Genomic DNA, 13,891 nt, shown 5'->3' on the forward strand with positions numbered 1-13,891 from the left:
CCTCCTCATCCTGAGGTGCGAGCGCAGCGAGCCTCGAAGGACGCACTCGGGTCGTGCAGGGTGACCGGTCAAGCAATGAGGCAGCCGCACGCTCATTCCGCCGCCTCCCTCTGGCCCTGCATCGCAGCCCACAGCTTGTGCGGCAGGACCGGCACCTCGGTCATGCGCACGCCGACCGCGTGGCGGATGGCGCCGAGGATGGCCGGGGCGGTCGCGACGAGCGCGGGCTCGCCGACGCCCTTGGCCCCATACGGCCCCTCCGGCTCGGTGTCCTCGACGAGGTGGATGGTGATCTCCGGCATGTCGCCGGCCGTGGGAACGAGGTAGTCGTGCAGGTTCTCTGTGCGGCCCGGGAGATATTCCTCCATCAGCGCCAGGCCCAGCCCCTGCGCGATGCCGCCGTGGATCTGGCCCTCGGTCAGTGTCGGGTTGATGGCGCGGCCCACGTCGTGGGCGGCGACGATGCGCGTCACCTTCACCGTGCCGAGCAGGCGGTCCACCTCCACCTCGGCCACCTGCGCGGCGAAGCCATAGGTGGCGTAGGGGATGCCCTGGCCTTTGGCGTCGAGGGCGGTGGTCGGCGGGTCGTATTCGCCGTCGCCCATGAGCACGATGCCCGCCGCGTCGGCGGCGAGGCCCGAGAGGTCGATGGTGCGGCTCGCCTCGCCGTCCTCCACGGTCAGCCTGTCACCGACGAGCGCGAGCCGCGCGGCGGGGCCGGCATTGGCCAGCGCCAGGATCTTCGCGCGGAGATCGGCGCCCGCGAGTTTGGCGGCGTTCCCTGAGACGAAGGTCTGGCGCGAGGCGGAGGTCTTGCCGGCGTCGAAGGTGCGGTCGGTGTCGCCGATGACGAAGCCGAAGGCCTGGGGCGGCAGTCCCAGCGCATCCGCCGCGATCTGCAGCAGGACGGTGGACGATCCCTGGCCGATGTCGACGGCGCCGTTGAGGAAGGTCAGCCGCCCGTCGCGGGTGAGCGTGATCCGCATCTTCGACGGGTTGGACATGGAGGTGTTGCCGCAGCCGTACCACATGCAGGCGACGCCTACGCCGCGCGCGGTGCGGCCACCTTTCGCATTGTGCGCGGCGGCTTCCGCCATCAGCCGGTCGTAGTCCGCCTTCACCGCGTCGAGGCAGTCCGGCAGTCCGGCGGAGGCGTGGAGGATCTGCCCGGTCGGGGTCCTGTCGCCGTGGCCGATGGCGTTGACGCGGCGGATCTGCCAGCGGTCGAGCCCGAGGCGCTCCGCGAGATCGTCGATCAGCGTCTCGCCGGCGATCGCCGCCTGCGGCACGCCGAAGCCGCGGAAGGCGCCCGCCGGCACCTCGTTGGTGTGGACGGCGCGGGTGGCGTTGCGCACATGCGGCACCTTGTAGGGGCCGGTTGCGTGGACCGGCACGCGGTTCGCCACCGTCGGCCCCCAGGAGGCATAGGCACCCGTGTTGAAGTCGCCGGTCATCTCGTAGGCGGTGAAGCGGCCCTCCCGGTCCGCCGACATCCGCGCCTGGATCTTCGAAGGGTGACGCTTGGTGGTGGAGGCCATGCTCTCGGTGCGCGAATAGACGATGCGCACTGGCTTTTTGGTCAGCCAGGCGGCAACCGCGATCAGCGGTTGGATGGAGACGTCGAGCTTGCCGCCGAAACCGCCGCCGCAGGCGGTCGGGATGATGCGGACCTGGGCCATCGGCACGCCGACGACGCGGGCGACCTCCTCCTGATCCATCACCGCGGCCTGGGTGCAGGCGGTGACTTCAATTCGATCTCCGACCCTAACCGCGTAACCCGCCTCGGGCTCGATATAGGCGTGCTCGACGAAGCCGGTGCGGAAACGGCCCTCGGCGGTGGCGGCGCCGAGCTTGTGGCCCTCGGCGACGTCGCCGGTCTCGAGATAGCCGCGGGTCAGCACGTTGTCGGGAATGTTGGCGTGGAGCGGCGTCGCGCCCGCGGCCAGCGCCGCCTCGACGCCGATCAGCGCTGGCTCCACCTGCCAGGTGATCGGCAGGTCGGCATCGGCGATGCCCTCCACCGCCCCGCGCGTGCCGACGAGCGCAAGGATCGCCTCGCCCCGATAGCGCACGAAGCCGGGCGCCAGCACCGGCTGGTCCTTGATGGTTGGGAAGATGCCGAAGGCATTGGCGCCGGGAATGTCCGAGGCGGTGAGGATGGCTTCCAGCCCCGGATGAGCGGCCTTCACCGCGGCGAGATCGCCGAGGGTGAAGCGCGCCCGCGCATGGGGCGAGCGCACGGCGCGCAGCCACAGCGCGCCCTCCGGTGCGTAATCCGCGCCGAAACGGTCGGTGCCCTGCACCTTCGGCAGCCCGTCGGCGCGGGCGATGCGGGTACCGACCGCGCAGCCCGCCTCCGCCACGGGTGCATAGGCGTTGGCGCCGCGCGCCACCGCGTCGATGGCCTCGATGATCTTGGCATAGCCGGTGCAGCGGCAGAGCACGCCGCCGATGCCGTCCTCGATCTCGCCGCGGCCGGGGGAAGGGTTGCGAGTGAGGAGATCCGCCGCCGCCATGATCATGCCCGGCGTGCAGATGCCGCACTGGGCCGCGCCGGCGGCCAGGAAGGCCGCGCGCAGCCGGTCGATGAGAGGGTCCGAGGCCTCGATGGTGGTGATGGCGCGGCCCTCCGCCTGAGCCGTGGCGACGAGGCAGGCGCAGACCTGCTCGCCGTCCATCAGCACGGTGCAGGCGCCGCAGTCGCCGGCGTCGCAGCCGATCTTGGTGCCGGTGAGCCCCAGGCCTTCGCGCAGCGTGTCGGCGAGGCTGGCGAAGGGCTCGGCCTGAACCGGATGGGTGGTTCCGTTGACGGTGAGCCTGACCGGCGTGGCAGCGGGACGGTCGAGCATCAGGCGGCCCTCCGGGCGGCGGGGGAGGCGAGGTCGGCGAGGGCGTCGCGCACCAGCGCCTCGGCCGCCGCGCGGCGATAGGCGGCGGTGGCGCGCACGTCGTCGATGGGCTGCAAGGCGGCGAGGTGGTCGCTGATCACGAGCCCTGCGGCTTCAGCGAGGGGCCGGCCGACGAGCGCCACCTCCAGCGCCGTCAGCCGCTGTGCCACGGCCGAGCAGGCGCCGACCGCGATGCGTGCGGCGGTGATCCTGCCGGCCTCGTCCGTGGCGATCACGGCGGCGACCATGGCGATGGAGATGACGAGATATTTGCGCGCGCCGAGCTTGAGGAAGGTCGAGCGCGCGCCGGCGAGCTTCGGCACGATGAGCGCCGTGACGATCTCGTCGGGCGCCAGCGCCGTCGTGCGATAGCCGGTCGAGAAGGCCTGAACGGGGAGGGCGCGCGTGCCAGCCTTGCCGACGACCTCAACCATGGCGTCGAGCGCCATGAGGTTCGGGATGCCGTCGCCGGCCGGCGAGGCGGTGACGAGATTGCCCGCGAGCGTGCCGAGGTTCTGCACCTGCAGGCCGCCGACCTCCCGCGCCGCGCGGCGCCAGCCGTCGAAGAGCGGCGGCAGGTCGGCGCGGGCAAGGTCGCTCCAGGTGGTGAGCGCGCCGAGGCGGACGTGATCGGCCTCCTCGGCGATGCCCTTCAGGCCGGGCACGGCGGTGATGTCGAGGATCGGCTTGTGGGCCGGGTCGCCCCAGGCCCGCCGGGCGGTGCGGACGGGATAGACGTCGGTGCCGCCGGCGAGCACGGTCACGTCTTTCCCGGCCTTGATGGCGATGGCCTCGGCGAGGCTGGTCGGACGAAAATAGCTCATCAGCCCCTCCGTCCCCACAGGGTCTCGGCCTCGGCCGCGGTGTAGTAGCCACGCGCCACGTCGCGGGCGACGGCGGCGGGATCGCGCTTCGCCGGGTCGCCGTAGCCGCCGCCGCCGGGCGTCATCACCTCGACCCGGTCGCCGGCGCGGATGCGCAAGCCCTGGTCCTTGGACAGGTGCTCGGGAATGGTCGTCTCGGTCCCGCGGTGGATCTTCACGACGTTCGGCGCGCCGTCCTTGCCGCCGAGCACGCCCGGCGGGCCGAAGCGGCCGTGGTCCATGACGAAGGAGGCGCGCGCCTCGCCGCGCAGCAGCTCCACCTCGTAGTGCACGCCGAAGCCGCCGCGCGCCTTGCCGGCGCCGCCCGAGCCCTCGCGCAGGGCGAAGCGGCGGAACAGCACGGGATAATACTGCTCCATCACCTCCACCGGCGCGGTCTTGGAGATGCCGATGGTCGAGCAGCCGTTGGTCAGGCCGTCATGGGCGGCGTTGCCGCCATAGCCGCCGCCGGTGATCTGGTACATGACATAGCCGGCCTTTTTCGCCGGGTCGAAGCCGCCCAGGGCGAAATTGCCGGAGGTCCCCGCCGGCGCCGCCGTCACCTTGTCGGGAATGGCCTGGACGAGGGCGAGGAACACCGCCTCGGCAATGCGCTGCGACACCTCCGCCGCGCAGCCCGAGACGGGGCGCGGATATTGCGCGTCGAGGAAAGTGCCTTCGGGTTTGAGGACGGTCAGCGGCTCGAAGGCGCCGGAATTGATCGGCACGTCCGGGAAGATGTGCTTCACGCCGAGATAGACCGAGGAGCAGGTGGTGGCGAAGACCGAGTTCATCGGCCCCTGGCAGGGCGGGGACGACTCGGAGAAATCGAAGGTCATCGTCTCGCCGGCCTTGGTGACGGTGAGGGCGATCCGCAGCGGCTCGTTCACGACGCCGTCGGAATCGACGAAGCTTTCCGAGCGGTAGACGCCGTCGGGAATGGCCCGGATCTCCGCCCGCATCCGCTCGGCCGAGCGGGCGCGGATCTGGCGGATCGCCTCGTCCAGAGTCGCGGTTCCGTATTTCGCCACGAGGTCCATCAGTCGGGTTTCGCCCACCAGCAGCGCCGCCGCCTGGGCCTTGATGTCGCCGATGCGCTGGTCGGCGATGCGGATGTTGGAGGAGATGATCGCGAAGATCTCCTGGTCCATCGCGCCGCGCTTGAACAGCTTCACCGGCGGCAGGCGGAGGCCCTCCTGCTCGACCTCGGTGGCATGGGCCGAGAAGCCGCCCGGCACCATGCCGCCGATGTCCGGCCAGTGGCCGGTGTTCTGCAGCCAGCAGAACAGCGCGCCGTCGACGAAGACCGGCTTGGCGAAGCGCACGTCCATGAGGTGCGTGCCGCCGAGATAGGGGTCGTTGACGATGTAGATGTCGCCGGGCTCCGGCTTGCCCGCCTTGCCCTCGCCGATCAGGCGGATGATGTGGCCGGTCGAGTGCTGCATCGTGCCGACGAAGACCGGCAGGCCGAATTCGCCCTGCGAAATCAGCGCGCCGGTGTCGCGGTCGTAGATGCCGTCGGCGCGGTCGTCGGCTTCCGCGATGACGGGCGAGAAGGCCGAGCGCGAGAAGGCGATGTCCATCTCGTTGCAGACCTGCTGCAGGCCGGCCTGGATGACCGCGAGGGTGAGGGCGTCGATGACGGTGGGGGTGTGGAGGGTCATGCGGCCTCCTGCTGCGTTCCGAGAGCCAAGCGCATTTCCCCTCCCCCCGCTTGCGGAGGGGAGGGGTCAGGGGTGGGGGGAGAAGTTTGTGGAAGCTCGTATGCCCCCCACCCTAACCCTCCCCACCGCTGCGCGGGGGGAGGGGAATGGAGAGGACGGCGCGAACGTGGGAAGGTGCTGCTCATACCTTCACCCTGAGGTTCCCGATGGCATCCACCGTCGCGACGGCACCCGGCTCGATCACCGTCGTGGCGTCGATCTGCTGGATGACGGCCGGGCCGGTGACCACGGCGCCGATGGGCAGCGCGTCGCGCGAATAGACCTTGGCGTCCCACCAGCGTCCGTCGGCATGGACCTGCCGCTCGCCGATGACGGCGCCCGCGACGTCCGCCGCCCGCGCGGCGGGATCGAGCAGGGCGGAGAGCGGGAAGGCGCGCCGCCGGCCGATGACCGAGGTCACGAGATTGACCAGCACGGCGCGGATCTCCGGCAGCCGCACCTGGAAGCGGTGGAAATAGGCCGCCTCGAAGGCCGCCTGGATCTCCTCGCGCGTCACGTCGGGCGAGGCGAGCGGCACGCGGATGAGATGGGTCTGGCCGCGGAACTGCATGTCGGCGCCGTGGATGACCAGCGTCTCCTCGATCTCCGCCTTCTCCTCCTCGACCACGGCGAGGGCGCTGTCGCGTTGCGCCGTCATCAGCCGCTTGACCTCGCCCATGTCGACCTGGTCGAGCGGCCTGTTCACGGTGTTGACGCGGTCCTGGCGCAGGTCCGCGACGAGGCATCCCAGCGCATTGGTGAGACCGGGGCGCGCCGGCACCAGCACCTCGGGAATTCCGAGTTCGCGGGCGAGCGCCACGGCATGGAGGGGGCCTGCGCCGCCGAAGGCGAAGAGCACGAAGTCGCGGGGGTCGTAGCCCCGTGACAGCGACACCATGCGGATGGCACCGGACATATGGACGTTGCCGAGGCGGATGACGGCGGCTGCCGCCTCCTCGACGCTCATGCCCAGCGGCTGGGCCAGATCCCGCTCGAAGACAGAGCGGATGTCGGCGAGCGACACCTTGCCCTGCACCGCGGTGAGCCGGTCGGGGTCGAGGCGGCCGAGGATGAGGTTGGCGTCGGTGATGGTCGGCCGCGTGCCGCCGCGCCCATAGCAGATCGGCCCGGGCTCCGAGCCGGCCGAATGCGGGCCGACCTGCAGCATCCCCGCCGCGTTCACCGAGGCGATGGAGCCGCCGCCGGCACCGACCGTCCGCACGTCCACCATGGGCAGGTGGATCGGCAGGCCGTAATCGATGGTCAGCTCCGCCGAGACCTCCGGCACGCCGCCATGGATCAGCGCCACGTCGGTGGAGGTGCCGCCCATGTCGTAGGTGATGGCGTTGGTGAGCCCGGACTGGGCGAGCGTCGCCGCCGCCGCCATGACGCCCGAGGCGGGGCCGGACATCACCGTCTTCGCCGCCTCGCGCGCCACCAGCGTCGCCGGCACCGTGCCGCCGTTGCCGTTCATGACGAGAAGGTCGCGGGAAAAGCCCTTGGCGGAGAGGTCGGCCTGCAGCCGCTGCACATAGCGGTCGAGGATTGGCTGCACGGCGGCGTTCACGCTCGCCGTCGTGCCGCGCTCGTACTCGCGATATTCCGACAGGAGTTCGTGGCCGAGGGTGACATAGCCGTTCGGCCAGACGCTGCGGACGATCTCGCCGGCGCGCAGCTCATGCTCCGGATTGGCGTAGGAATGCAGGAAATGGACGACGATGGCCTCGCAGCCGGCGGCGGCCAGCGCCTCCGCCTCGCGCCTGACGGCGGCTTCGTCGAGAGGGGTGACGACCTCTCCCAGCGCATTCATGCGCTCGGCCACCTCGCGGCGAAAGGGCCGCTCGATCAGCGGCTCGAAGGTGCCGGTCATGCCATAGGCGCGCGGGCGGGTGCGGCGCCCGAGTTCGAGAATGTCGCGGAAGCCCTCGGTGGTGATGAGGCCGACCTTGGCGACCTTGCGCTCCAGCACCGCATTGGTGGTGGCCGTGGTGCCGTGAATGATGAGGTCGAGGTCGGCCGGGCCGACCCCCGCCGCCTCGATGGCCTTCACCACGCCCACCGCCTGGTTGGCGATGCTGGTCGGCACCTTGGCGAGCTTCACGGTCACGCTCGTCCCCTCCTGCTCGGTCAGGAGCAGGTCGGTGAAGGTGCCTCCAACGTCGATGCCGGCAACGCGCCTCAAGGTCTCGTCCTTTTCATTCGCCTACGAACGGTGCGGTCGGGACCGCACCATCCGGGTAGGCTCACCCTCCCCTGGAGGGGGAGGGTCGGCGCCGAGAGGCGCCGGGGTGGGGTGAGGACGGCGGGGTCACCCCACCCCGTCCTCGCTTCGCTCGTCCGACCCTCCCCCTCCAGGGGAGGGTGAAAGCGGCGGACCGGCCGGCTGCGCTCACACGCTGAGATAGGCTTCCCTGATCTCGTCGTTGGCCTCGAGGTCCTCCGTCGTCCCCTCGTAGCGAATGGCGCCCTTCTCGATGACATAGGCGCGGTCCGACACGGCGGAGGCGAAGTAGAGGTTCTGCTCGGAGAGCAGCACCGCGATGCCCTGTGCCTTCATGGCGAGCACGGCATCGGCCATCTGCTCGACGATGACGGGGGCGAGGCCCTCCGACGGCTCGTCCAGCAGCACGGCGTGCGGGTTGCCCATCAGCGTGCGGGCTATGGTCAGCATCTGCTGTTCGCCGCCCGACATGGCCGAGGCGCGGCGGCCCTTCATCTCCGCGAGGTTGGGGAAGATGGCGAAGAGCCTGTCCAGCGACCAGGGCTCCTTGCCGGGGCTGCCTGCCGCCGACTTCCGGCCGACCTCGAGGTTCTCGTACACGGTGAGATCGGTGAAGATGCGCCGGTCCTCGGGCACATAGCCGAGGCCGAGCCGGGCGATGCGGTAGGGCTGCCAGCCGGTGACGTCCTGGCCCTCGAAGGTGACGGTGCCGGCCTGCGACGGCACGACGCCCATGATCGCCTTCAGCGTCGTCGACTTGCCCGCGCCGTTGCGGCCCATCAGCGCCACGACCTCGCCGGCGCGCAGCGTCACGTCGACGCCGAACAGCACCTGCGCATGGCCATAGGCGGCGGCGATGCCGCGCGTCTCCAAGATGGTGGTGGAGGCCGTCGACATCAGTGCACCTCCGCCGCCTGCCGGCGTGCCTTGAGGGCCGCCTGCGATCCGGCCTCGCCGAGATAGACCTGCTTCACCCGCTGGTTCGACCGCACCTCGTCCGGCGTCCCCGTGGCGATGATCTCGCCGCGCACCAGCACGAGGATGCGGTCGGCGTGACCGAAGACCGAGTCCATGTCGTGCTCGGTGAAGAGCACGCCGATGCCGTGGGCGCGGGCGATGTCGGCGGTGAGCTGCATCAGAGCGGTGCGCTCCTTCGGCGCCATGCCGGCGGTCGGCTCGTCCATGAGGAGGAGCTTGGGTTCCGAGGCGAGCGCGATGGCGAGCTCGACCCGCTTCACGTCGCCATAGGCGAGCTCGTTCACCGGCCGGTCCGCCATGTCGGCCATGCCGACGCGGGCGAGGAAGCCGATGGCGGCCTCGCGGTGGAGGCGCGTGGCGGCGCCGGTGACCGAGCGGGTCTGCCCGTGGTGGGAGATCAGCGCCATCTGCACGTTCTCCACCACGCTCATCGACACGAAGGTCTGGGCGATCTGGAAGGTGCGTCCGACGCCGAGGCGCCAGATCTCGCGCGGCGGCTTGCCGGTGATGTCCTGCCCCGCCAGCACGATGGTGCCGGCATCGGGCTTCAGCTGACCGCCGACCATGTTGAAGGTGGTCGACTTGCCCGCGCCGTTCGGCCCGATGATGGCGAGCATCTCGCCGGCCGCCAGGCTGAAGGTGACGTTCTTGCCGGCGGTGACGCCGCCGAAGCGCTTCTCGAGGCCGGTGACGGCGAGCAGCGTGGTCATCACGCGGCCTCCTTCGCGACGACCGGCGCGGCCGCGCCACGCCCCATCCGCTCGCGCAGGCCCTCGATGGCGCCGACGACGCCCTTCGGGAAGACCAGCACGATGGCGATGATCGAGACGCCGAGGAAGAAGCGCCAGAAGTCGGTGAGCGGCATGAAGAAGTCCTTCACCGAGTGGAAGACGGCGGTACCGACGAGCGGCCCCATCACCGTCTGGATGCCGCCGGTGAGGATCATCATCAGGAAGTCGATGGACATGGCGATGGAGATCATCGTCGGGTCGATCGAGCCCTTGGAGAAGGAATAGAGGCCGCCGGCGAGGCCCGCCGCGGCGCCCGCGACGATGAAGGCGAGCCAGCGATGCGTCTTCACGTCGATGCCGATGGCATCCGCCCGGTTGGCGCTGTCGCGGGCGGCGCGCAGCGTGTAGCCGAAGGGCGTGTAGAAGAGATGCCGCAGCGCCACGATGGAGGCGAGCGCCAGCACCGCGACGACGTAGAAATAGACCTCGCGCGAGGCCGCCCAGCGCGACGGCCAGACGCCGACGACGCCGTTGTCGCCGCCCGTCACCTCCACCCACTGGAAGCAGATCGCATAGGTGATCTGGGCGAAGGCCAGCGTCAGCATGGCGAGGTAGATGCCAGAGAGGCGCACGATGAAATAGCCGAACAGCGCGGCGGCGAGGCCGCCGGCGATGGGAGCCGCGACCAGCGCCAGCTCCATCGGCGCCTTCATCGGCCCGGTGACGAGGAGGCCCGCCGCATAGGCGCCGACGCCGAAATAGGCGGCATGGCCGAAGGAGACGATGCCGCCGTTGCCGATCAGGAGGTTGAGCGAGAAAGCGGCGAGCGCGAAGACCATGATCTCGATGCCGACCTTCACCTTGTAGGTGTCGCCGACGATGGGGATCAGCAGGAGCGCGATGGTGAGCGCGATCCAGACGACGGTTTCGGTGCGCGAGAAGCCCTTGAGGTTGAGAATGCCCTCGGGGAGCACGGCGCGGCCCGAGGCGACCTCCGGCTTGCCCATCAGGCCCCAGGGCTTGACCACCAGCACAACCGCCATGAGCAGGAAGACGAGGACGAGCGTGATCTTCGGGAAGATGAGGATGCCGAAGGCCTCCAGCATCTTGATGATCAGCGCGGCGATGAAGGCACCGGGCACCGAGCCCATGCCGCCGATGACGGTGACGACGAAGGCCTCGGTGATGATGGAGAGGTCCATGCCCGTATTGGCCGGCAGGCGCGGGATCTGCAGCGCGCCGCCGAGGCCGGCGAGGAAGGCGCCGAGAAACAGCGTGCCGGTGAACAGCATGGCCTGGTTGACGCCGAGTGCGCCGACCATCTCGCGGTCCTGCGTGGCGGCGCGGATGAGCACGCCGAAACGCGTCTTGTGCATGATGAGGAGCAGGGCCCCGAGCACCGTCGGCCCGACGAAGATGAGGAACATCTCATAGGCGGGGAAACGCTGGCCGAGGATCTCGATGCCGTGGCGCATGCCCGGCGCGCGCGGGCCGGTGATGTCGACGGGACCCCAGATCTTCAGCACCACGTCCTGGACGATGAGCACGACGCCGAAGGTGGCGAGCAGTTGGAACAGCTCCGGCACCCGGTAGATGCGGCGCAGCAGCACCACCTCCATGATGACGCCGAGAATGCCCACCACCGTCGCCGAGGCGAGGACGCCGATGAAGAACAGCGTCGGCGAGCGGTCGAACTCCAAAAGCCAGGGCACGATGGTCACCGCCATATAGGCGCCGAGCATGTAGAACGAGCCGTGGGCGAAGTTCACGATCCGCGTCACGCCGAAGACGATGGTCAGTCCCGAGGCGATGACGAACAGCGCCGAGGCGCTGGCCAATCCCGACAGGGCCTGGATGACGAGGAAGGAGAGATCCATCGGCGGGGGGCTCTCGGCGCAAGCGGTCAGAACGGGGTCGCGGCAAGTCGCGGCCCGTCGGGGGAGATGAACCGGGCGGACGCCCGGCAGGTGCATGCGAATGGGACGCCCTCTCCCGCCAGGGGAGAGGGCTCGTACTGCGATCCTCAGATCTTGCGCGCGGCGCGGACCTCGGCCTCGGGGAACATGACGTCGGCGCCGTCGACGTAGCGGAAGTTCTTCATCGTCGGCAGCTTGCCCTTCAGCGTCGTCTCGCCGACCCAGGCGCCGAGCGTCGACTGCTGGTCGATGCCGCGCATGGTGACGGGACCGCAGATGGTCTGCGTCGTCAGGCCCTTGAAGGCCTCGATCATCGCCGCCGTCTCGGTCGACTTCGCCTTGTTGAACATGTCGCGGATCATGAAGGGCACGACGTAGCCGAGCACCGAACCGAGGCGCGGCGTGTCGTTGAACTTCGCCTTGTAGGCGGTGACGAAGGCCTGGTGGCCATGGGTCTCCACCTGCTCCGGCGGATAGCCGGTGACGATCCAGCCGTCCGGCGTCTCGTCGCCGAGGGGCAGGAGATATTCCGGCTCGCCGGTGAGGAGGCTGACCACCGTGCGGCGCTCGAACAGGCCGCGGGTGTTGCCCTCGCGCACGAAGGCGGTGAGGTCGGCGCCGAACAGCACGTTGAAGATGCCGTCGGGGCGGCTCTGGGCCAGGGCGCCGACGGTGGCGCCGGCGTCGACGCGGCCGAGCGCCGGGAACTGCTCGGCGACCACCTCGAAGCCCGGAACCGCCGCGCCCATCAGGCGCTTGAAGGCGGCGACGGCCGACTGGCCGTATTCGTAGTTGGGCGCCACCACGGCCCAGCGCTTCACGCCCTTCCCCTTGGCGGCGTCGACCAGCATCTTGGTCTGCATGTAGGTGCCGGGGCGGACGCGGAACGTATAGGGATTGCCGCTGCCCATGGTGAGCGCGTCGGTGAGCGGCTCGGTGGCGAGGTAGAGCACCTTCTTCTGGTTGGCGAAGTCGGCGAGGGCGAGGCCGACGTTCGACAGGAAGGCGCCGGCGATGAACGAGACGTTCTCGCGGGTCATCAGCTCTTCGGCGACGCGCACCGCATCGCCCGGCGTCGAGCCGTCGTCGCGGAAGACGATCTCAAGCGGGCGACCGCCGAGGCCCGCCAGGCCGCCGGCGGCGTTGATCTGCTCGACGGCGAGCTGCATGCCGTTGCGATAGGGAACGGCGAAGGCGGCCATGCGGCTGTAGGAATTGAGCTCGCCGACCTTCACCGGGGCGCCCTGGGCGGAGCCGGTTCCGGTGGTCAGGGCGACACCGGTGGCCGCGAGGCCCCCGACGACGGTGCGGCGCGACAGATCGAGCTTCGACATCAACAATCTCCCCTCAGATGCGGGCGGCGGGGACCGCCCGTTCCACCTCTGACCGAAGCTTCCGTTGTTTTGTTCTTCGGAAGATCATTCGTAAGCGAACGATACCGCGTCCCGGACCGCTGGCAAGAGGCTTTTTTGGAATTCCTGAGAACTGGACGGGGGAGCCCCGACGAGCTCCCCTTGATCCGCAGAATCGTATCGGCCGATCAAACGGTTAGGAGAAGGTCGGACGCAGTCCGCCCACCGTGATCCCGTTCCAGTTCTTCATGACGGGCGTGACGAAGCGGCGGAATTTGGCAGCCTCCGCCTCGTTCATGGGCAGAAGTTTCGCGATGAGCGTGGCCATCATGACCTCGCTGGCGCGCGGGGCACCGTCGACGCATTTCAGCGCGATTCCGAGGCCTTGGTCGGGCAGTGCCGCGCAGAACACGCCCTCGGCGCCCGTCTTGACGAAGACACGCTGGCCGAGAAGCTCCATCACGTCGGTGCAGAACCGGCCGGAGCCCGCCACCAAGAAGGGCTCGGCGGCGCAGGCGGCGCGCAGCCGCACGAAGGCCTTGGCCCGCTCCGGCCCGACCCCCTCGCCGGTGGCGAGTTTGGCGAAGCCCTGGGCGAGCTTGGTCAGCGGCACGGCGAAGGTCGGAATCGAGCAGCCGTCGGTGCCCACCGCCGTATCGGCGTCGAGCCTGTGGCCGGTGACCTCGCCCACCGCCTCGGCGACGAAGCGCTGCACCTTGTGATCGATGCCGACATAGCCACGGGTGTCGATGTCCTGCGAGCAGGCGAAGCACAGGAAGCCGGAATGCTTGCCCGAGCAGTTGTTGTGCAGGGCGGAGGGCTTGCCGCCGGAGCGGGCGAGGGCGTGGGTCGCCGCCGCTCCCGAGGGCCAGTGCGCCCCGCATTCCAGATCGGCCTCGCCGAGCCCGGCCCTGGCCAGCATGCCGGCGGCCGTCGCCACGTGGCGCTCCTCGCCGGAGTGGGACGAGCAGGCGAGCGCCAGTTCGGCATTGCCGAAACCGAAGCGATCGGCGGCCCCGCTCTCCACCAGCGGCAGCGCCTGCAGCGCCTTGATGGCCGAGCGCGGATAGATGGCGCGGTCGATGTCGCCGAGGGAGAAGACGATCCGGCCGGCGGCATCCGAGACGACGGCGGCGCCGCGGTGGACGCATTCGACGCTGTCGCCGCGCAGGACTTCGACGAGGATGGGATCGCTCAGCGACATGGACGGGCTCCCTGGAGGCAGACCGCCGCGATAAG

The 13,891-nt window shown here is 69.9% G+C and carries 9 protein-coding genes; all 9 read right to left on the bottom strand.

Annotated elements, in window-relative coordinates; translation table 11 throughout:
* Positions 1-92: 92 nt before the first annotated feature.
* A complete protein-coding gene (locus C6569_RS02190) occupies positions 93-2,849 on the bottom strand; it encodes a molybdopterin-dependent oxidoreductase (RefSeq protein WP_106747300.1) in 2,757 nt (918 codons plus the stop codon).
* The gene (locus C6569_RS02195) at positions 2,849-3,712 is read right to left on the bottom strand and encodes an FAD binding domain-containing protein (protein ID WP_106747301.1); all 864 of its coding nucleotides are present in this window, start codon (positions 3,710-3,712) and stop codon (positions 2,849-2,851) included. The genes C6569_RS02190 and C6569_RS02195 overlap by 1 nt, the downstream gene beginning before the upstream one ends.
* Positions 3,712-5,415: a hydantoinase B/oxoprolinase family protein gene (locus tag C6569_RS02200; protein WP_106747302.1), complete on the bottom strand. Its 1,704-nt coding sequence runs from the start codon at positions 5,413-5,415 to the stop codon at positions 3,712-3,714. Before C6569_RS02200 ends, C6569_RS02195 begins: the two co-directional genes overlap by 1 nt.
* Positions 5,416-5,596: 181 nt before the next feature.
* Entirely contained in the window at positions 5,597-7,636 is a 2,040-nt protein-coding gene (locus C6569_RS02205; RefSeq protein ID WP_106747303.1) for a hydantoinase/oxoprolinase family protein, read from the bottom strand.
* A gap of 207 nt (positions 7,637-7,843) precedes the next feature.
* A complete protein-coding gene (locus C6569_RS02210; protein WP_106747304.1) occupies positions 7,844-8,572 on the bottom strand; it encodes an ABC transporter ATP-binding protein in 729 nt (242 codons plus the stop codon).
* A complete protein-coding gene (locus C6569_RS02215; RefSeq protein WP_106747305.1) occupies positions 8,572-9,363 on the bottom strand; it encodes an ABC transporter ATP-binding protein in 792 nt (263 codons plus the stop codon). Before C6569_RS02215 ends, C6569_RS02210 begins: the two co-directional genes overlap by 1 nt.
* Positions 9,363-11,261, bottom strand: a complete 1,899-nt coding sequence (locus tag C6569_RS02220; protein ID WP_106747306.1) for an ABC transporter permease — start codon at positions 11,259-11,261, stop codon at positions 9,363-9,365. Before C6569_RS02220 ends, C6569_RS02215 begins: the two co-directional genes overlap by 1 nt.
* A gap of 146 nt (positions 11,262-11,407) precedes the next feature.
* On the bottom strand, positions 11,408-12,634 hold the full coding sequence (locus tag C6569_RS02225) for an ABC transporter substrate-binding protein (RefSeq protein ID WP_106747307.1): 1,227 nt from the start codon (positions 12,632-12,634) through the stop codon (positions 11,408-11,410).
* 214 nt (positions 12,635-12,848) lie between these two features.
* Positions 12,849-13,850, bottom strand: coding sequence for an asparaginase (locus C6569_RS02230; protein ID WP_106750856.1), 1,002 nt, complete (start codon positions 13,848-13,850; stop codon positions 12,849-12,851).
* Positions 13,851-13,891 lie beyond the last annotated feature (41 nt).

This window comes from Phreatobacter cathodiphilus, from assembly GCF_003008515.1.
Lineage (GTDB): Bacteria > Pseudomonadota > Alphaproteobacteria > Rhizobiales > Phreatobacteraceae > Phreatobacter > Phreatobacter cathodiphilus.

What these genes read in the sequence shown, in the direction of transcription:
- C6569_RS02195 (WP_106747301.1), bottom strand. Translation starts at nt 3,712, where the DNA reads ATGAGCTATTTTCGTCCGACCAGCCTCGCCGAGGCCATCGCCATCAAG.
- C6569_RS02215 (WP_106747305.1), bottom strand. Translation starts at nt 9,363, where the DNA reads ATGACCACGCTGCTCGCCGTCACCGGCCTCGAGAAGCGCTTCGGCGGC.
- C6569_RS02225 (WP_106747307.1), bottom strand. Translation starts at nt 12,634, where the DNA reads ATGTCGAAGCTCGATCTGTCGCGCCGCACCGTCGTCGGGGGCCTCGCG.
- C6569_RS02190 (WP_106747300.1), bottom strand. Translation starts at nt 2,849, where the DNA reads ATGCTCGACCGTCCCGCTGCCACGCCGGTCAGGCTCACCGTCAACGGA.
- C6569_RS02210 (WP_106747304.1), bottom strand. Translation starts at nt 8,572, where the DNA reads ATGTCGACGGCCTCCACCACCATCTTGGAGACGCGCGGCATCGCCGCC.
- C6569_RS02220 (WP_106747306.1), bottom strand. Translation starts at nt 11,261, where the DNA reads ATGGATCTCTCCTTCCTCGTCATCCAGGCCCTGTCGGGATTGGCCAGC.
- C6569_RS02200 (WP_106747302.1), bottom strand. Translation starts at nt 5,415, where the DNA reads ATGACCCTCCACACCCCCACCGTCATCGACGCCCTCACCCTCGCGGTC.